The following is an 18,143-nucleotide window of genomic DNA, read 5'->3' on the forward strand; positions in this document are numbered from 1 at the left end:
AAAGAAGGTACATTCATGATCGTATTAGTTGTAAACTGCGGCAGTTCCTCTTTAAAGTACCAGCTGGTAAACATGGAAAATGAAGAAGTCATGGCGAAGGGTCTTGTGGAAAAGATTACCCTGCCCGATGCGCAATTGACCCACAAGTGGAACGGACAAAAGAAGGAAATCGTGCAGCCCATTCCGGATCATAAGGTTGCCGTCAAGTTGGTACTCGATATTCTTACGGATAAGGACTGCGGCGTTATCAAGTCGATGGACGCTATTGACGCCGTGGGGCACCGCGTCGTACACGGCGGTGAAGAGTTCGCTTCGTCCACGCTCATTACGGCAGAAGTTATGAAGGCGCTCGAACGTTGCTCCGCTATGGCGCCTCTCCACAATCCGCCCAACATTATCGGTATCAAAGCCTGCGAAGCGATTATGCCCGGTGTACCGCAGGTTGCCGTATTCGATACGTCCTTCCATCAAACGATGCCGCCCAAGGCTTACATGTACGGATTGCCATATGAATTGTATAAAGAAGACGGCATCCGCCGTTACGGCTTCCACGGCACGAGTCATCGCTATGTGGTCGACCGGATTGCCAAGGTCATGGGCGTACCGAAAAAAGACTTGCGCATTATTAATTGCCATTTGGGTAACGGTTCGTCCCTGGCAGCCGTCAAGGGCGGTGTGTGTATTGATACGACCATGGGTTTTACGCCGCTGGCAGGTATGCTCATGGGTACGCGCTGCGGTGATATCGATCCGGCAATCGTTCTCAACGTCATGGATCATCATAACCTTTCTACGAAGGAAATGGATACGCTCATGAATAAAAAATCCGGCGTTCTCGGCATTTCCGGCGTTTCCAGCGATTTCCGCGACTTGGGAGAAGCTGCCGCCAACGGCAATGATCGGGCTCAGCTTGCGCTCGATATGTTCCATTATCAGGTACGTAAACTGATCGGCGCCCTCGCCGCGGCTATGGGCGGGGTTGACGTCATTACCTTTACGGCCGGCGTCGGCGAAAACGGTATTGAGGACCGCGCCGCTATTTGCGAAGGATTGGAATATTTGGGGGCGGTCCTTGACAAGGAACGCAATAATGTACGCGGTAAGGACGCACTTATCAGTACGGATGACTCGACGTGCAAGCTCTATGTTATTCCTACAAATGAAGAGATCATGATTGCTCGCGACACGAAGGAAATCGCCTCCAAATAATCGGTGAGCATACGGATAAAGCGGCAGCTTCGTGAAAGAAGCTGCCGCCTTTTGTATAGGTGTGGAGTATAAGGATGAAACTGATTTATTGGGATATAGACGGGACGATGATTAATACGGGCATGGCCGGTACGCACGCCATTTACGACGTCTTTCGCCGCCTTATGGGAGACGACGCGGCAGTGCCGCATATTTCCGCAGGCGGCAGAACGGACAATTACATTTGCCGGCAGCTCCTGTACCAGGCGCGGGGCGTCATGCCGACGGACGACGAGGTTTTCTCTTTCTGCCGTGAATACGAGCGGAACTTGGTGCGTTGGCTGGATGTAACCAAGCAAGACAGCCGTATTTTTGAAAACGTGCGGGAAAATTTGGAATACTTCCGTCAAAAAGACGATGTGGCACAGCTCCTCCTCACGGGCAACAGCCGCGACGGCGCGCAAATGAAGCTGGCCGCTTTCGGATTGGACGGTTATTTCGACTTTGACCGTTCGGGCTTTGCAGAACACTTTTACGTGCGCGACGACTTGGCACGCCATGCCATAGAAAGAGCAAATGCTCATTGGCGCAATGAAATTGAAGATGTTTTCGTTATCGGCGATACGCCGTATGATATACAATGCGGCAAGGTCATCGGTGCTAAAACCATATCCGTAGCGACAGGCCATTACGAAAAATCCGCCCTTGCCGAAAAAGCCCCGTGGCGCCTCTTTGATACCTTGCCGGCACCGAAAGAAATGGACAGCCTAATCCGTGCGTAAGTGATGGTTTTGGGCTATTTAACGCATTGAAAGGAAAGGACAGATGGATACGAGCGGCTTAACTCAAGAACAAATACAGTTGATTGAATCCCGTCTCCTATCTTTATTAGTAGTGTATGATGGGAGTTTTATCATATAATATCTTTACATGTGTGTTATAATATAAATAAAAATATCGATATATTTTGAAAGGGGTGTATAATATGGAAGCGCTATTAAGGGCAAGGAATCTTTTCTTTGCAGGTATGTGCACATTACTTGCGCCAAGGCAGACATCCCAGCATAGAATTCACGATATATTGGCAAAAGATGATATGAAGTCGTTGAGGGATGATTGGTATGAGGTAGGTAATGATATTCAGGATGCAATGGAGCAATATGTAGAAAAATATGAAAGACGATAAATCTGTCAAAGAGGCTCAAGTAACATTAGAAGTGCCTAATTTCATTCAAAAACAATCTTCAGAAAAAATAAGTGAAATACAAATACGAAGCGGACCGTTACCGATTCCGGGAGAATTACGTGCATACGAAAATATTTGTCCCGGTGCAGCCGATCGCATTATACAAATGGCTGAAAAACAAGGCGAGCATAGACGGAAACAAGAGGATAAGGCTGTTTCGGCAGCTGTAATTGACGGTCATTTGGGATTGGTATTTGCTTTTATTGTATCCGTTGTTGGAATGTTTTGTGGTTTTCTGCTTATCCAAGCTGAACACTCGGTGATTGGTACCTTATTTAGCGGAATTAGTTTTTTGAGTGTGGTAAAAGCATTTTTAACTGCAAGTGATAAGAAAAAGAAAAGTAAATAAGCGTTCTGTTGCCCGCATTCTGTTTGTGCAGAGTGCGGGATTATTGTATATCCGAAAAGCACGCGGTAGTCGCGTGCTTTTCGGATATACAATAAGTCACTGCCCGTAAATCCGGACAGTGACTTCATTGGTGCGAGTGAAGGGATTTGAACCCTTACGTCGTAAGACGCCGGATCCTAAGTCCGGTGCGTCTGCCGTTCCGCCACACTCGCAGGATTGCATTTTATTGTAGCACGGTCATTTCTTCAGCGTCAAACCGATTAGCTGATGACAAGGCCTACAGGGCAGTGATCGCTGCCTGTTATATCCGTGTAGATTTTCGCTTCTTTCAGGCGATCGTCGAGAGATTTGGAGGTAATGAAGTAGTCGATACGCCATCCCGCATTGTTTTGACGGGCTTTGAAACGATAACTCCACCAGGAATAAATTCCTTCTTTGTCAGGGTAGAAGTAGCGCCACGTATCGGTAAAGCCGGAGTGTAACAGTTCCGTCATCTTGTTTCGTTCCTCGTCGGAAAAGCCTGCATTTTTATGGTTGGATTTTGGGTTTTTCAGGTCGATTTCTTCATGGGCTACATTGAGGTCACCGCAGAAAATGACCGGTTTTACTTTATTTAAGGACAGAAGATAGTCGCGAAAATCATCTTCCCAGCGCATGCGGTAATCAAGGCGTACCAATTCGTTTTGACTGTTCGGCGTGTAGCAGGTGATGAAGTAAAAATCTTTGAACTCAAGCGTAATGAGGCGTCCTTCGTGGTCGTGTTCGTCAATGCCCATGCCGTACGAGACGGAAAGCGGCTCGATCCGTGTAAATATAGCCGTACCGCTATACCCTTTTTTATCGGCATAATTCCAGTACTGCTTATACCCGGGGAAGTCGATGTCGATTTGCCCTTCCTGCAGCTTTGTTTCCTGAAGACAGAAGATATCGGCATCCAGGTCGGTAAATATTTCAGGGAATCCCTTTTTCATAACGGCACGCAGGCCGTTTACATTCCACGAAATGAATTTCATGAGTTTTTCCTTTCTTTAACAAGAATCGCGTAATTTGGTATAATAAAACATCTGAATTTATGTAGCTTTTAAGACGTGTATAGTGTATAAGAAAAGCGGTTATCTTGTCAAAATAAAGGAGACGAGAGAAATGGGCATTCATGAATGGGCGGGACAAAAGGTGCGTCCTTCGGACTATCCCGATTTACAGGCCTTGGGCAAGGCGTACTACGAATATATTCCCAATCCGGAGGTTGCAGCGGAAGCGGTAAATTTCGGTACATCCGGTCATCGCGGCAAGGCCGGGGACGGTAATTTTACGGCGGCGCACGTTGCCGCCGTCACGCAGGCCGTCTGTACGCTGCGTGCCGGTTTCGGCGCCGGGGGGCCCATTTTTATAGGAGCCGATACGCATTATCTGTCACAGCTTGCCTATAAGACGGCGTTGAGCGTGTTGATTGCCAACGGCATTCGCGTATTCGTCGACAGCACGGGCGATTTTGTGCCTACACCTGCCGTCTCCCGTGCCATTATACAGTACAATGCGGAGCGGACGGCGGAGCTTGCAGACGGCATTATCCTTACGCCTTCACACAATCCGCCCGATTGCGGCGGCATTAAATATAATCCCGTTACAGGCGGCCCGGCGGACGGCGACATAACCGGAAAAATCGAGGCCGAAGCCAATCGCCTTCTTGCAAATCGCAACAAGGACGTAAAATGCGTCGGTACCGTCGGTACGGATTCGGCTTATATGGACGATTATTGCACATCGTACGATTATAAGGAAGCATATGTCGAGGCTCTGACCGAGGTCATTGATATGGAGGCGATAAGCCGGGCGGACTTACACATCATGATTAACGCTCTCGGCGGTTCGGGGATGAATTATTGGCATAAAATTGCTGAAAAATACGATATTGCCATGGATTTCATCAATGACTCCTATGATCCGCAGTTTTCGTTTATGACTTATGACCATGACGGCAAGGTACGTATGGACTGCTCTTCGCCCTATGTTATGGCGGGCGTTATGAAAAACGGTTCTGCTTATGATTTGATCTTGGCCAACGATCCGGACTATGACCGTTTCGGTATCGTTTGCGGTGCAGACGGCATGATTTCCGCCAATGCTTATCTTACAGTTGCGGCTCATTATTTGGCGACACACCGCAATTTTTCCGGCAAAGGAATCGGCAAAACCGCGGTTACTACGGAATTGTTGGAGAAGGTTGCCGATATGCTCGCCGTTTCCTGCTATGAAGTTCCTGTAGGGTTCAAGTACTTTGTCGAGTTGCTGCGAACCGGAAAAATTTATTTTGCCGGCGAAGAGAGCGCAGGCGCATCCTTCCTTACAAAGGACGGCAGGCCCTGGACGACCGACAAGGACGGCATCATACTCTGCCTCTTGGCGGCGGAAATTATGGCAGTTACGGGCAAGTCGCCCTTTGCGTATTATAAAAAGCTCTGCGAAAGTATAGGTCCGTCCTTCCCGATGCGCAGGGATACGCCTGTCTCCGGCGAAGAAAAAGCACGTATAAAGGCGCTCGCGGCGGCGGACATAAAGACAAAGATCCTTTGCGGCGCGCCTATCCTGTCGGTGCGTACGACGGCAACTTACGGAGACATGCCTATAGGCGGCGTCAAGATCAGGACGAAAGACGGCTGGATTGCGGCGCGCCCGTCGGGAACGGAAGACATGTATAAGCTTTACGTGGAAAGTTTCGTCTCCGCCGCACACGGCGACAAGCTCCTTGCGGAAGGCGGCAGGATTATTCAAACGACTTTGGCAAAAGGCGGAAACCCGTTTGTATAGGCCTTATATTCACACATTGTATGTAGTATTTTTCGGAACAACTGTGGTATAATGACCGTGGATATTACCGATCAGTACGGAGCCGGCGGGTGAATCGCATTCTGCCGCTCCTGTCATGATACATTGAGGGAAAGTAGGCGTGTTCGGTGCTTGCATATTTTGTACCTTTTTTTATTGCTCTCATTATCTCGTATGTATTGACGCCTTTTGTCAAGAAGCTGGCTATTCGTATAGGTGCCGTCGATCGGCCTGACATGCGTAAGGTTCACACGCATGCCGTGCCGCGCTTGGGCGGATTGGCCATTTACATCGGCTTTATGGCGGCCGTCTTATACTCTATGCCTGTTTATTCCGAATTTTTAGGGTTTTTGCTGGGCGCTACGACAATTGTTCTCCTGGGTATTTGGGATGATATTTGCAATATCCCCGCCAAGATCAAACTGGTCGGACAGATTATTGCGGCAGCCATTCCCGTCGCTTTCGGCGTACAGATTGAATGGGTGACCAATCCGTTCGGTGCTATTTTGTTTGTCCCCGAGTGGCTGGCCGTACCGGTTACGATTTTTTGGATTATCGGTTTTACAAATACGGTCAATCTCATTGACGGGCTGGACGGCCTGGCTGCAGGCGTTTCCGTCATTGCGTCCATTTCCATGTTCTTTATTGCCGTCAGTATTAACCAATACTTGCCGGCCATGCTTCTCGTCGCCATGAGCGGCGCGGCCCTCGGTTTTTTACAATATAATTTCAATCCGGCCAAAATATTCATGGGCGATACGGGCAGCATGCTCTTGGGTTATACGATGGCTGTCGTTTCCGTCTTGGGGCTCGTGAAGACGGCGGCGACGGTGGCTCTCGTCGTGCCGATTATTGCGCTGGGCGTGCCTATTTTGGATACGCTTTTTGCCATTGTACGCCGTAAGATGAGCGGTGTTTCCATCTTCCAACCGGATAAGGGGCACTTGCATCACCGTCTCCTGGCCCTCGGCATGACGCAGAAACAAGCCGTTGTCAGTATGTATCTGGTGAGCGGCTTTTTCGGCCTCGTCGCCGTTTTTGTGGCCAATGTAAGCTATACTGTCGGCATTGCCACGATTATCGTCGTCCTGGCGGTCATTATTTATTCGGCCAAGCGAATCGGAGTATTGCGGGGAAGCGGTACGGGCGATGGGGCGAAAAAATAGACGTTGCTTATTTTAGAGGAGGGCGCTTCCATGATAAAAGTAATGGCCGTATTCGGTACGCGGCCGGAAGCGATTAAAATGGCTCCCGTCGTGTTGGAGCTGAAAAAACACGTGCATTCCGTTGAAACGATTGTGGCCGTTACGGCACAGCATCGGCAAATGCTGGACCAAGTGCTGCATTTATTCAAAATTAAACCGGATTACGACCTGGACATTATGGCCCAAGGACAGACACTGTTCGACATTACGTCGCGTGCCATGATGGGACTGAAAGAAGTCTTGGAACGGGAAAAGCCGGACCTTGTCCTCGTTCACGGTGATACGACGACGACCTTTGCCGGCGCCTTGGCGTCGTATTATGAGCAGGTCCCCGTCGGTCATGTCGAGGCGGGCCTGCGGACGGGGGATATATACTCGCCCTTTCCCGAGGAAATGAACCGGAAGCTGACCGGTTCCATTGCGGCTTTTCATTTTGCGCCGACAATGCGGGCAAAGGAAAATCTGCTTAGAGAAAACGTTAATGAACGATCGGTTTATGTGACGGGCAATACGGTTATTGATGCGCTCATGAAGACCGTGCGTCATGATTATGATTTTGCCGATGAGTCTTTACGGTCCGTTGACTTCGAGCATCGCCGGGTTATTTTATTGACGACTCACCGCCGGGAAAACCTCGGTGAACCGATGCGCCATATTTATAGAGCTTTGCGTTCCATTGTGAATGAAATTGATGACACGGAAATCGTCTTTCCCGTGCATCGCAATCCGTTGGTGCGAAAAGTTGTCAACGAAGAATTGGCCGGCCTGGACCGCATTCACTTGATTGAACCGCTCGATTATGAACCCTTTGCCAATCTCATGAGCCGCAGTTATTTAGTCCTTACGGACTCGGGCGGCATTCAGGAAGAAGCGCCGTCCTTAGGCAAGCCCGTCCTCGTCCTGCGCAATACGACGGAGCGGCCCGAAGCGGTTAAGGCAGGAACGGTGGCCCTTATCGGTACAGAAAAGGATGTCGTCTACAACATGACAAAACATCTCCTCACGGATGCGGCCGCGTACAGTGCTATGAGCAACGCCGTCAACCCGTATGGTGACGGGAAATCGTCGGAACGAATCGTGCAGGCCATACTGCATGAACTTACCGGTTCCCGCTCAAGACCGGACGAGTTTTTATAGAAGCAACACAATTGTGTGTTTTTGTACAAACATAGCAAATATCGGCTCGACAGAGCCGATATTTTAGTATGCGGAACCGGGCGCCGGAAGCTTTGAATCCCCTGTTTTTTGTTGACTTTTCCGGCTGAGAAAGAGTAGAATTAAGGCGGTAATACAATTTTCCTGAATAAAGGAAATACCGGAAGGGAGGCGCCCCGGTCACATTCATGCAGCGTTTTGCGGAAGTGCCTGTGCAACATTATGCGCAAAGAGAATGAAAGGAAAGAGTCCGTAACAAATAAGAGCCATGCCATGGAGCTGTTGCAATTGGCGGCTGTAGCCGGTTCATTGGGATTGACACTATTTGTAAATATCCTCGTAGGTGTCGGTATAGGCCGATTCGTTGACGTTCAATTCGGCACGACTCCGTTCGGGCTGCTTTTCTTTTCTTTATTAGGCTCTGTTACCGGTTTTTGGGCCCTCTACAAAAAGGTTGCGAAGTCGGACAAACAGAGTAAAGAGTAAAGGACGTTCTCGTGAAATATTTTGTCGCCTATGTAAAACGGACGATTATACGCCTTATTGCAATAACCTTTGCAGGCACGGCTGTTTTGGCCGTCGCCGGGTACGGAGCGTACATTACGGGCTGGCTCGGCGGCAGCTTTGTCAATCTGGTCTACTTCGGCATGCTCAGCAGCCGGTTGGCCGGGTCGCGGAAAATGCCGGCGGCACAGGCGCAGGCCTTTATTCGCGGCGGCCTGATATTGCGATTGGTCATGATTGTACTTACACTGATCATAGTCGTACAGTTTCCGCAAATTAAACTTTTTACCTTTGTGGCCGGACTTATGATGTACCGGGTTTTAATCTTCGGGGAAACTTTTATCCGTGCTTTACGACATAATGAATAGGAAGGAGGTGTAGTTTATGGAGTTACACGCGGGGCATCATACGGTGATTCAATTGCTGGGGTTGAACGTCAACATTGATACGCTGATTATGACCTGGATGGTGGCGGCTCTCGTCATCGTCGTTACGCTCTTTGCGACGCGCGGACGTGCTATGGTGCCATCAGGCGCGCAAAACGCGATGGAAATGGTCGTGGAAGCCTTGCTGGATCAGTTTAAAGAAAGCTTGGGGCCGAAGTACGGGCAGGTCGTATCCGTTTTGCTGACGATGTTTTTGTTTATTCTCTTTGCCAACGAGTTCGGCTTATTGCCCAATCCGGGTGTGCTTTCGTCGCCGACGAACGATTTGAATACGACTGTCGCTTTGGCTCTCGTATCGTCCTTTTTGGTACATGTGCTGTACATCCGCAACCAAGGACCGAAAAAGTATTTTAAACATTTCTTTGAGCCGTTTACGCTGTTCTTTCCGATTAATATTCTGGAAGAATTCACGAAGCCGCTGACCTTGTCTTTCCGTTTATTCGGAAATATTCTGGCCGGTGAAATTCTGATGGAAGTCTTGTATCAGCTGGTACCTGCGATTGTTCCTTTTGTTTGGCTGGTATTCAGCTTGGTCATCGGCTTGATTCAGGCATTTATTTTTACCATTTTGACAACATCTTATCTAGCTCCGTCATTTAGCGGATCCCATTAATTTATAGTACATAGTATTAGGAGGGTTTTACTTATGGAAAAGGCAATTGTTTTAGCATTCTCGGCATTCGGCGCTTGCTTGGGTATCGGTTTGGCTGCATTGGGCGCGGCTCTCGCCGACGGTAACGCGGCTTCTAAAATGCTCGAAGGTACGGCACGTCAGCCGGAAATGGGCGGTAAACTTCTTACCAACATGCTGATTTCCGTCGGTTTGATTGAATCGATTCCTATTATTGCCGCTGTTATTGCCATCGTTCTGGTGTTTGCCAACCCCTATGTAAGCATGCTGTAAGTCGGGTAAAGAAGACAATCCTGATGAAAACGGGGAGGGAATACGATTGGTCAATATAAACGGTACTTTGCTTTTCCAATTCCTCAACTTCTTTATTCTGGTCTTGATTTTGGCGAAATTTGCTTATAAGCCGATGCTGAAAGTTCTGGAAGAACGGAGAAATAAAATTTCTGCCGACCTGAATGAGGCGGAAATGTCGCGTCAAGCTGCACAAGGCTTGAAGGCCGGTTATGAAAAGCAGTTACAGCAGGCTCAGACGGAAGCGCAATCCATTATTGACAAAGCCGTGAAACAGGCGGAAGCGGAAGGGCAGGCACAGCTTGATTCCATTCGCGTGCAGATTGCCCGCGAAAAAGAATTGGCTCACGCCGAAATTGCCAATGAGCGTGAAGCCGCCGTGCGTGCAATGAGAGAGGAAGTAGTTTCCCTGTCTATGGCTGTGGCGGAAAAACTACTGGAAAAAAATATGGATACGGACATGAATTCCAAGCTCATTAAAGAGTGCATGGAACGCATGGATGCGAAACAAGTATCAAGGTAGGCAATGATGATACCGGAATCAGTATACAGAAAATACAGCCAGGCCATGTTCGATATTGCACAGGAATCACAGTTGTTGGACACGATGATCGCGGATATGAAAGTCGTGCGCGACGTGCTAAAGGATAACGAAGAGCTGCGGAAATTTTTAGGAAATCCGCTGATTACGGCGAAAGCGAAGAAAGAAACGCTGAAAGCCATCTTCGACACTTCCGTTTCCGCTTTGGTGTGTCAGTTTCTCTATGTTATGGTGGATCGGCGGCGAGAAGCGGCAATAACGGAAGCAATTGAAGGCTTTATCGATTTGGCGCGGGAAGCGCAGCATATTGACGTGGCCAAGATTTCTCTTATTAAGCCCTTGACGGCTGAAGAGGAAAAAATGCTTGTCACCAAGCTGGAACAAGTAACGGGCAACAAGATCGAGCCCCTGTATTCTATTGATCCGTCCATTATCGGCGGCGTCGTCATTAAAATCGGCGACCGCGTGATTGACGGCAGTTTGAAGCGACAAATCCATAATATGGAACGCGCCTTGCTACAAGGCGGTGCGGTAAACGAGGTGACGGACTAGAAATGAATATGAAGCCAGAAGAAATTACGGCTATAATTAGGAAGCAAATCCAAGACTATCATGTCGAGACAAACGTAGACGATGTCGGCACGGTTCTGGAAGTGGGCGACGGTATTGCCCATATTTACGGTCTGGATAAAGCCATGGCGGGGGAGTTGTTGGAATTGCCCCACAACGTATACGGCTTGGCCTTAAACTTGGAAGAAGACAATGTCGGCGCCGTATTGCTCGGCGAGGACGAGTTGATTAAAGAAGGCGATACGGTTCGGCGGACAGGCCGCGTCATGCGCGTTCCCGTAGGTGAAGAAATTATCGGCCGTGTCGTTAATCCGTTGGGGCTTCCCATTGACGGTAAAGGTGAAATTCATACGACTGAATCGCGTCTTATTGAAGTGCGTGCGTCGGGCATTGCCGACCGCCAGCCCGTAAAGGTTCCTTTACAGACCGGCATAAAGGCAATCGACTCGATGGTTCCTATCGGCCGCGGCCAGCGTGAGCTGATCATCGGTGACCGCGGCACGGGTAAGACGGCGATTGCTCTTGATACAATTATTAATCAGAAAGATAGCGGTGTTATTTGCGTATACGTAGCTATCGGCCAGAAAGCTTCTACCGTTGCCAACGTACAACGAACGCTTGAAGAACAAGGTGCTATGGCATATACCGTTATTGTTGCCGCAACGGCTGCCGACGGTGCGCCGTTACAGTATTTGGCTCCTTATGCGGGCGTTTCCATGGGCGAGTACTTCATGAACCAGGGGAAAGACGTTCTTTGCGTATATGATGACTTGTCCAAGCATGCCCAGGCATATCGTGCCATGAGTTTGCTTCTCCGGCGTCCGCCCGGACGTGAAGCGTACCCCGGCGATGTATTTTACTTACATTCCCGGCTTTTGGAACGGGCTGCAAAGCTTTCCGATGATTTGGGCGGCGGTTCCATTACGGCTCTGCCTATCATTGAAACGTTGGCCGGCGACCTGTCCGCTTATATTCCGACCAATGTAATTTCCATTACGGACGGACAGATTTTCCTTGAAACGGAACTGTTCAACTCGGGTGTACGGCCGGCTATTAACGTCGGCCTGTCCGTATCGCGTGTAGGCGGTTCGGCGCAGATCAAGGCGATGAAGAAAATTGCCGGCACCTTACGTTTGGATTTGGCGCAGTATCGCGAATTGGCCGCATTTGCCCAATTCGGTTCCGACCTCGATAAGAGCACAAAGGCGCAAATCGACCGAGGTGAACGGACCATGCGGATGCTCGTACAGCCGCAGTATCAGCCTATGTCCGTTGAAGATCAGGTCATGCAGATTTACTTGGCCGTAAAAGGGTATTTGATGCCCGTACAGGTTGATGACGTTTCTGAATTTGAAGACAAATTTATCAAGTTTATGCATGCGAACTATCCTGAAGTGGGGATGCATATTAAGGAAACCAAACAGCTCGGTGAAGAAGATGAAGCCGTCCTTCAAAAGGGTGTTGAAGAGTTTACGAAGCTTTTCGGCGCAGACCACGAATTGGTCAAAGAGGAGGAATAATCTATGCCGAGTGCACGCGAGATAAACAGACGGATAAAATCCGTAACGAATACACAGCAGATCACGAAAGCCATGAAGATGGTGTCTTCCGTACGTTTGCGTCGTGCACAGGATCGCGCTGCGGCAGCGGCTCCGTTTACTGAAAAAATTGAAGCCATGCTCAGTCGCTTGGCCGCGGCGGCAGGCAGTGAAGCGGATCCCTTGTTTGAACAGCGGGAAGTAAAGCGAACCGCCTATATCGTTATCGGCTCCGACAAGGGATTGGCAGGCGCATTCAATTCCAATATCAACAAGGCGATGGCAAATATTCTGACCGAAAAGGGAAAAGGCGGCACCATGTTTTTTGTGACCGGCCGTAAACCCTTGGAATATTTGAAACACCTTCACGTAACGGCAGAAGGAAGATGGAGCGGGTTTTCCGATAAGCCCCAATATCATCATGCCCGTACGATTGCAGGTGAAGCGGTAGCTCGTTTTCTTGCGGGCGAAGTGGATGAGGTGCAGGTCATATATACAAAATTCCGTTCCGCTTTGTCGCAGGAAGTTACGACAGCCCGACTGCTCCCCATCGGGGCGGCAGCGGAAAGTGACGCGATACCGAAGGAAGAATATATTTTTGCTCCTGACGGAGAACAGGTATTGTCGTCGTTACTGCCGACGTACTTGGAAGCTTTTGTGTATAACGGATTATTACAATCGGCGGCGAGTGAACTCGGTGCCCGGATGACGGCCATGACGTCGGCAACGGATAATGCGGGAGAGCTCATCGATCGATTGACAGTGCATTATAACAAGGTGCGCCAGGCAGGTATTACGAACGAGCTGACGGAAATCGTCAGCGGTGCCAACGCATTGCAGTAAGGTTGTAGACTTAACGTAGAGAGGAGAACCTCTTCATGAGTGATAATTTTGGTAAAGTCATCCAGGTCATCGGCCCGGTTATTGACGTTCGATTTTCTGCAGATAAAGACTTGCCGCCCATTTACACCGCTATTCATGTCAAAGGCGGTGAAGGCGAACAGACTGTAGATCTCGTGGCGGAAGTTATGCAGCATTTGGGCGACGACGTGGTCCGCTGCGTTGCCATGAGTTCGACGGACGGCTTAGTGCGCGGTATGACCGCTGAAAATACGGGCGCGCCTATTCGCGTTCCTGTCGGTAAAGGCGTGTTGGGGCGTATTTTTAATGTCCTCGGCGAAACGGTTGATAAGGTAGATGAAAAAGTGGAAGCTGATGATTATTGGCCTATTCATCGTCCGACGCCGAAGTTCGACAACTTGTCTCCGGAAACGGAAATTCTGGAAACGGGGATTAAAGTCGTCGACCTTATCGCACCTTATGCAAAGGGTGGTAAAATCGGCCTCTTCGGCGGTGCCGGCGTAGGTAAAACCGTCCTTATTATGGAATTGATTCATAATGTCGCGACCGAGCACGGCGGCTATTCCGTATTTACGGGTGTCGGTGAACGGACACGTGAAGGCAACGACTTATGGAACGAAATGAAGGAATCCGGCGTTATCAACAAGACGGCCCTTGTTTACGGACAAATGAACGAACCGCCCGGAGCGCGTATGCGCGTCGGTCTGACCGGCTTGACCATGGCTGAGTACTTCCGGGATAAAGAGCACCAGGACGTACTTCTTTTCATTGACAACATTTTCCGTTTCATTCAGGCAGGCTCGGAAGTTTCGGCACTGCTCGGACGTATTCCGTCAGCCGTCGGTTATCAACCCACCTTGGGCACGGACGTCGGCGCTCTGCAGGAACGTATTACGTCCACACGGGACGGCTCCATTACGTCCGTACAGGCTGTATACGTGCCGGCCGACGACTTGACCGACCCCGCTCCGGCCGCAACGTTTGCCCATTTGGATGCGACGACCGTATTGTCCCGTCAAATTGCGGAACTCGGTATTTATCCGGCCGTCGATCCTTTGGATTCGACCTCCCGTATTTTGGATCCTCATCTCCTCGGCGACGAACATTATCAGACGGCCCGCGAAGTACAGGCGATCTTGCAGAAGTACAAAGACCTGCAGGATATCATCGCTATTCTCGGTATTGACGAACTGTCGGAAGACGATAAGCTTACCGTCGCGAGAGCTCGTAAGGTACAGCGTTTCCTCAGCCAGCCCTTTGCCGTGGCCGAACAATTTACGGGCCAGGCGGGACGGTACGTGCCTTTAAAAGAAACGATTGCGGGCTTTAAGGAAATCCTTTCCGGCAAATGTGATGATATGCCGGAACAGGCATTTTACATGGTCGGTAATATTGAAGAAGCATATGAAAAGGCCAAGACTCTGAAAGGAGAATAGGCTATGGATGAAAAAAGTAAGACCCTTCGTTTGGAGGTTATTACGCCGGATACTTCCGTTTTCAACGATGACGTGGAATTTGTTCTCGTCCGCGCCTTGGACGGCGACCTCGGTATTATGCCGAATCACGCGCCGCTTATTGCTTCTTTGAGTATTTGGCCGTTGACGTATACGAAAAACGGCACGGAAAAGCAAATTTCCGTTGCCAAGGGCTTCCTGGAAGTGAGCGGCAACAAGGTTACCGTTGTCACTCCTGCTGCGGAACTTCCTGAAAATATTGATGTGAAACGGGCTCAAGCGGCAAAAGAACGGGCTGAGCGGCGGCTGGAAAATAAGGCGGAAAACATTGATGTGGAACGTGCCGAACTGGCTCTGCGGCGTGCACTTCTTCGTCTTGACGTGGTGAAGACCTTTTCCGGAAAATGAGACGGAAATACAGTGGGAGAGTCTCTCTGTGAGAGGGACTCTCTTTTTGTATATCCCATAAATTAACAGTATGCGTGTGTTTTAGTATTGATAATTAAAATAAGACGTTGACATGACGGCCGCGGTTTGCTATTCTGCATATAATGAATATATATGCTATACAAGGAGGGATAATGATAATGAAGTATAATTTTGATGAAATTATCGACCGCAGGCATACAAATGCCTTAAATACGGACGGATTCCGCGGTTATATCTTTCATGACTTTGAAGGTAAAAAGATATTTCCTTTTAAGGATGAAGAGTTTGTGCGCATGTGGATTGCCGACATGGAATTCGCCATGTGCCCTCATATCATCGATGCCATAAAAGAGCGCTTGGATAAGCGCATCATCGGTTACAGTCAGGTTTTTGAGCAGTCATTTTACGATGCATATAATGAGTGGAGTGAAAAGATGTACGGCTGGACCTATCCCCGTAAAGATTTTTGCTTTTCTTTGGGAATCATTCCGGCATTGTTTAAACTGACGGAATTTTTATTGACTGATAATGAATATGCTATCGTCAATACACCGGCGTACGGATATTTTCAACATGCCTTGAACTATAACGGGAAAAAAGCACTTTATAATAAGCTCGTCCGCGATGAAAAAGGCCGTTGGCAAATTGATTTTGCAGCGCTCGAACGGGACGCGGCCAACCCTATGGCGAAGCTTCTCATTTGGTGCAACCCGCACAACCCGACGGGCCGTGTCTGGACGGAAGAAGAACTGAAAAAAGTGGCGGCTATCGTTGAAAAGTATAACCTCTGGATTATCAGTGATGAAATTCACTGCGATCTCTTGCGCCAAGGGCAGCGGCACATTCCCATGGCGAAGATTATGCCGGGCTACGACAAGCTTATTGCCTGCACATCCGCGTCGAAGTGCTTCAACATGGCCGGCATGATGTTTGCAGAAATCTTCATTCGCGACGAGGTACTGCGCGATTGGTATATTACATATACCAACTCGTATGCCATGAACGTAAATCCTTTGTCTATTGCGGCCCACGAAGCGGCATACAGACACGGTTATGAATGGCTCGATCAGTTGAAAACGTATTTGGACAAAAACTTCGCTTTTGTCAAGGAAACGTTGGACAAAGAACTGCCGGAAACACATTTTGAAATTCCCGAAGCGACGTACCTCGCCTGGGTCAACTTAGGTGCCTATATGGCAGACGTGGAAGACATTCCCGATTTCTTCGCCAATAAGGCCGGAGTCCTCCTCGAAGGCGGCAATGCCCTCTTTGTGGACAATGCCGAAGGATATGTGCGGCTTAATTTAGCCATGCCCCGTTCTATGATTGAAGGCGGGCTGAAGCGGATTGTGGCGGCCGTCAAAAATAAATAGAATATATTGACGTTCTTCGGACTGTTAATCGGGTTGGCACAAGCGAATCCGATCATATGACCGTAATGAATCGGCTTGTCTTCGGGCAGGCCGATTTTTCTATTCTCTTGTAGCAGGAAAACGCCATATATGGTATTATAAAATGTAAAATTAAACGCCATCTTGTAATAAAGAGCGTACAGACGGAGAGTATACACATGGATTTATTGGCAAGTAAACACTATTGCCTGATTACATACGGTTGTCAGATGAATGAGGCGGACAGTGAGCGGTATGCGGGCCAGCTTGAAGAGTTGGGCTATACGATGACGGAAGACTGGGAACTGGCTGACGTTATTCTCATAAATACGTGCTGTGTCCGCGAGACGGCGGAAGATAAGGTGCTCGGTAAAATTGGCGAGCTGAAACACGTAAAGGCCCGCAATAAAAACCTCATTCTCGCCGTTACGGGCTGCATGGCCCAAGAATGGCAGGATCGCCTTTTTAAGCGGGCGCCCCACTTGGATTTGGTCATCGGCACGCATAATATACACAAGCTCATCGAGCTCATTAAAGAGCGGCAAAAGGGGATGAACCGCTTTCTCGCCGCCGATATGGGCGAGTCCGTCTTTCATGACATCCCGACCAAACGGTTTCAGAAGTTTTTTGCCTGGGTGCCCATCATGAACGGGTGCAACAAGTTTTGTACATACTGTATCGTGCCGCATGTGCGGGGCAGAGAAGTAAGCCGTCCTTTGGAAGACATTGTGGCGGAAATTAAGCGGATTGCCGCTGACGGGTATAAGGAAATTACCCTTCTCGGGCAGAACGTCAATTCATACGGTCTCGATTTTCGGGACGGTACGGATTTTTCAGCCCTCCTATACGCCATTGACGATATTGACGGCATCGAGCGGGTGCGTTATATGACGAGCCATCCCAAGGACATGACCTTTGCCATGGTCGACGCCATTGCGGCCTGTAGGAAGGTCGTGACGCACCTGCACCTGCCCGTGCAAAGCGGCTCGACCGACTTGCTGAAGCGTATGAACCGCGGTTACAGTACGGAACATTATTTGGAACTTATTGATTATATTCGTGAGAAGATGCCTCATGTCGTATTGACGACGGATCTCATTGTCGGATTTCCCGGCGAGACGGAAGAGATGTTTCAGGAAACACTCGCTCTCCTGCGCAAAGTCCGCTACGACATGGCCTATACTTTTATTTATTCACCGCGTACGGGAACGCCGGCTGCGACTATGGACGGTCAAATCGATCGGGCCGAAAAAAGCCGCCGCTTAAAACGCCTTATGGAAGTACAAAATGAAATCAGCCTGGCTTATAACAAAGAAATGGAAGGCAAGGATTATGAAGTCATTGTCGAAGGACCTACGAAGAACGACGCTGACCGCTGGTTCGGTCGAACGAGCGGCAATAAGATGATCATTTGGGATAATGACGACACACTCGCCGTAGGTGATACGGTGACGGTGCGCGTTGACAAGGGGCAGACGTGGGTTTTGAAGGGGCATGTTCTGAAATAGGAGGTTTATT

20 protein-coding genes and 1 tRNA gene are annotated in these 18,143 nt (G+C 49.2%); 19 read left to right on the top strand and 2 right to left on the bottom strand.

Going from position 1 to position 18,143, the window contains the following annotated elements; genetic code table 11:
* Nucleotides 1-15 precede the first annotated feature (15 nt).
* The 4 genes from BQ2674_RS02095 (at nt 16) to BQ2674_RS02110 (ending at nt 2,783) form a co-directional block, all read left to right on the top strand.
* The gene (locus tag BQ2674_RS02095; RefSeq protein ID WP_075572217.1) at nt 16-1,209 is read left to right on the top strand and encodes an acetate/propionate family kinase; all 1,194 of its coding nucleotides are present in this window, start codon (nt 16-18) and stop codon (nt 1,207-1,209) included.
* A gap of 74 nt (nt 1,210-1,283) precedes the next feature.
* Nucleotides 1,284-1,970 carry an HAD family hydrolase gene (locus BQ2674_RS02100; RefSeq protein ID WP_075572218.1) on the top strand — a complete coding sequence of 229 codons (687 nt, stop codon included), beginning with the start codon at nt 1,284-1,286 and terminating at the stop codon, nt 1,968-1,970.
* 203 nt (nt 1,971-2,173) lie between these two features.
* On the top strand, nt 2,174-2,374 hold the full coding sequence (locus tag BQ2674_RS02105) for a hypothetical protein (protein ID WP_075572219.1): 201 nt from the start codon (nt 2,174-2,176) through the stop codon (nt 2,372-2,374).
* A complete protein-coding gene (locus tag BQ2674_RS02110; RefSeq protein WP_075572220.1) occupies nt 2,361-2,783 on the top strand; it encodes a DUF2335 domain-containing protein in 423 nt (140 codons plus the stop codon). The genes BQ2674_RS02105 and BQ2674_RS02110 overlap by 14 nt, the downstream gene beginning before the upstream one ends.
* 128 nt (nt 2,784-2,911) lie before the next feature.
* Here the strand turns inward: BQ2674_RS02110 and BQ2674_RS02115 are convergent.
* Together BQ2674_RS02115 and BQ2674_RS02120 are read right to left on the bottom strand one after the other, a co-directional pair.
* A tRNA-Leu gene (locus tag BQ2674_RS02115) sits at nt 2,912-2,995 on the bottom strand.
* 48 nt (nt 2,996-3,043) lie between these two features.
* Nucleotides 3,044-3,796 carry an exodeoxyribonuclease III gene (locus BQ2674_RS02120; protein ID WP_075572221.1) on the bottom strand — a complete coding sequence of 251 codons (753 nt, stop codon included), beginning with the start codon at nt 3,794-3,796 and terminating at the stop codon, nt 3,044-3,046.
* Nucleotides 3,797-3,926: 130 nt separating this feature from the next.
* On the opposite strand from BQ2674_RS02120, the gene BQ2674_RS02125 reads away from it, so the two are divergent.
* The 15 genes from BQ2674_RS02125 (at nt 3,927) to miaB (ending at nt 18,133) form a co-directional block, all read left to right on the top strand.
* On the top strand, nt 3,927-5,591 hold the full coding sequence (locus BQ2674_RS02125; protein WP_075572222.1) for a phosphohexomutase domain-containing protein: 1,665 nt from the start codon (nt 3,927-3,929) through the stop codon (nt 5,589-5,591).
* Nucleotides 5,592-5,737: 146 nt separating this feature from the next.
* On the top strand, nt 5,738-6,775 hold the full coding sequence (locus tag BQ2674_RS02130; protein ID WP_075572223.1) for an MraY family glycosyltransferase: 1,038 nt from the start codon (nt 5,738-5,740) through the stop codon (nt 6,773-6,775).
* A gap of 30 nt (nt 6,776-6,805) precedes the next feature.
* The gene (gene wecB / locus BQ2674_RS02135; protein ID WP_075572224.1) at nt 6,806-7,951 is read left to right on the top strand and encodes a non-hydrolyzing UDP-N-acetylglucosamine 2-epimerase; all 1,146 of its coding nucleotides are present in this window, start codon (nt 6,806-6,808) and stop codon (nt 7,949-7,951) included.
* Nucleotides 7,952-8,191: 240 nt separating this feature from the next.
* Complete coding sequence (locus BQ2674_RS02140) at nt 8,192-8,455, top strand: AtpZ/AtpI family protein (RefSeq protein WP_075573322.1); 264 nt, start codon at nt 8,192-8,194, stop codon at nt 8,453-8,455.
* 11 nt (nt 8,456-8,466) lie between these two features.
* On the top strand, nt 8,467-8,841 hold the full coding sequence (locus tag BQ2674_RS02145; RefSeq protein ID WP_075572225.1) for a hypothetical protein: 375 nt from the start codon (nt 8,467-8,469) through the stop codon (nt 8,839-8,841).
* 16 nt (nt 8,842-8,857) lie between these two features.
* Nucleotides 8,858-9,532 (top strand): F0F1 ATP synthase subunit A, encoded by a 675-nt coding sequence (gene atpB, locus BQ2674_RS02150; RefSeq protein ID WP_075572226.1) that lies wholly within the window; start codon nt 8,858-8,860, stop codon nt 9,530-9,532.
* A gap of 33 nt (nt 9,533-9,565) precedes the next feature.
* Nucleotides 9,566-9,823: a F0F1 ATP synthase subunit C gene (gene atpE / locus BQ2674_RS02155; protein ID WP_075572227.1), complete on the top strand. Its 258-nt coding sequence runs from the start codon at nt 9,566-9,568 to the stop codon at nt 9,821-9,823.
* 46 nt (nt 9,824-9,869) lie between these two features.
* On the top strand, nt 9,870-10,364 hold the full coding sequence (gene atpF / locus BQ2674_RS02160) for a F0F1 ATP synthase subunit B (protein WP_075572228.1): 495 nt from the start codon (nt 9,870-9,872) through the stop codon (nt 10,362-10,364).
* A 6-nt stretch (nt 10,365-10,370) separates the two neighbouring features.
* A complete protein-coding gene (locus tag BQ2674_RS02165; protein ID WP_075572229.1) occupies nt 10,371-10,934 on the top strand; it encodes a F0F1 ATP synthase subunit delta in 564 nt (187 codons plus the stop codon).
* Nucleotides 10,935-10,936: 2 nt separating this feature from the next.
* The gene (atpA, locus tag BQ2674_RS02170; RefSeq protein WP_075572230.1) at nt 10,937-12,472 is read left to right on the top strand and encodes a F0F1 ATP synthase subunit alpha; all 1,536 of its coding nucleotides are present in this window, start codon (nt 10,937-10,939) and stop codon (nt 12,470-12,472) included.
* A 3-nt stretch (nt 12,473-12,475) separates the two neighbouring features.
* Nucleotides 12,476-13,333 carry an ATP synthase F1 subunit gamma gene (atpG, locus tag BQ2674_RS02175; protein ID WP_075572231.1) on the top strand — a complete coding sequence of 286 codons (858 nt, stop codon included), beginning with the start codon at nt 12,476-12,478 and terminating at the stop codon, nt 13,331-13,333.
* Between the two features lie 35 nt (nt 13,334-13,368).
* The gene (atpD, locus tag BQ2674_RS02180; protein WP_075572232.1) at nt 13,369-14,787 is read left to right on the top strand and encodes a F0F1 ATP synthase subunit beta; all 1,419 of its coding nucleotides are present in this window, start codon (nt 13,369-13,371) and stop codon (nt 14,785-14,787) included.
* 3 nt (nt 14,788-14,790) lie between these two features.
* A complete protein-coding gene (locus BQ2674_RS02185; RefSeq protein WP_075572233.1) occupies nt 14,791-15,213 on the top strand; it encodes a F0F1 ATP synthase subunit epsilon in 423 nt (140 codons plus the stop codon).
* Nucleotides 15,214-15,392: 179 nt separating this feature from the next.
* The gene (locus BQ2674_RS02190; RefSeq protein WP_075572234.1) at nt 15,393-16,607 is read left to right on the top strand and encodes a MalY/PatB family protein; all 1,215 of its coding nucleotides are present in this window, start codon (nt 15,393-15,395) and stop codon (nt 16,605-16,607) included.
* A gap of 197 nt (nt 16,608-16,804) precedes the next feature.
* A complete protein-coding gene (miaB, locus tag BQ2674_RS02195) occupies nt 16,805-18,133 on the top strand; it encodes a tRNA (N6-isopentenyl adenosine(37)-C2)-methylthiotransferase MiaB (protein WP_075572235.1) in 1,329 nt (442 codons plus the stop codon).
* The last annotated feature ends 10 nt before the right edge of the window (nt 18,134-18,143 follow it).

The organism is Megasphaera coli, assembly GCF_900095855.1.
GTDB classification, from domain to species: domain Bacteria; phylum Bacillota; class Negativicutes; order Veillonellales; family Megasphaeraceae; genus Megasphaera; species Megasphaera massiliensis_A.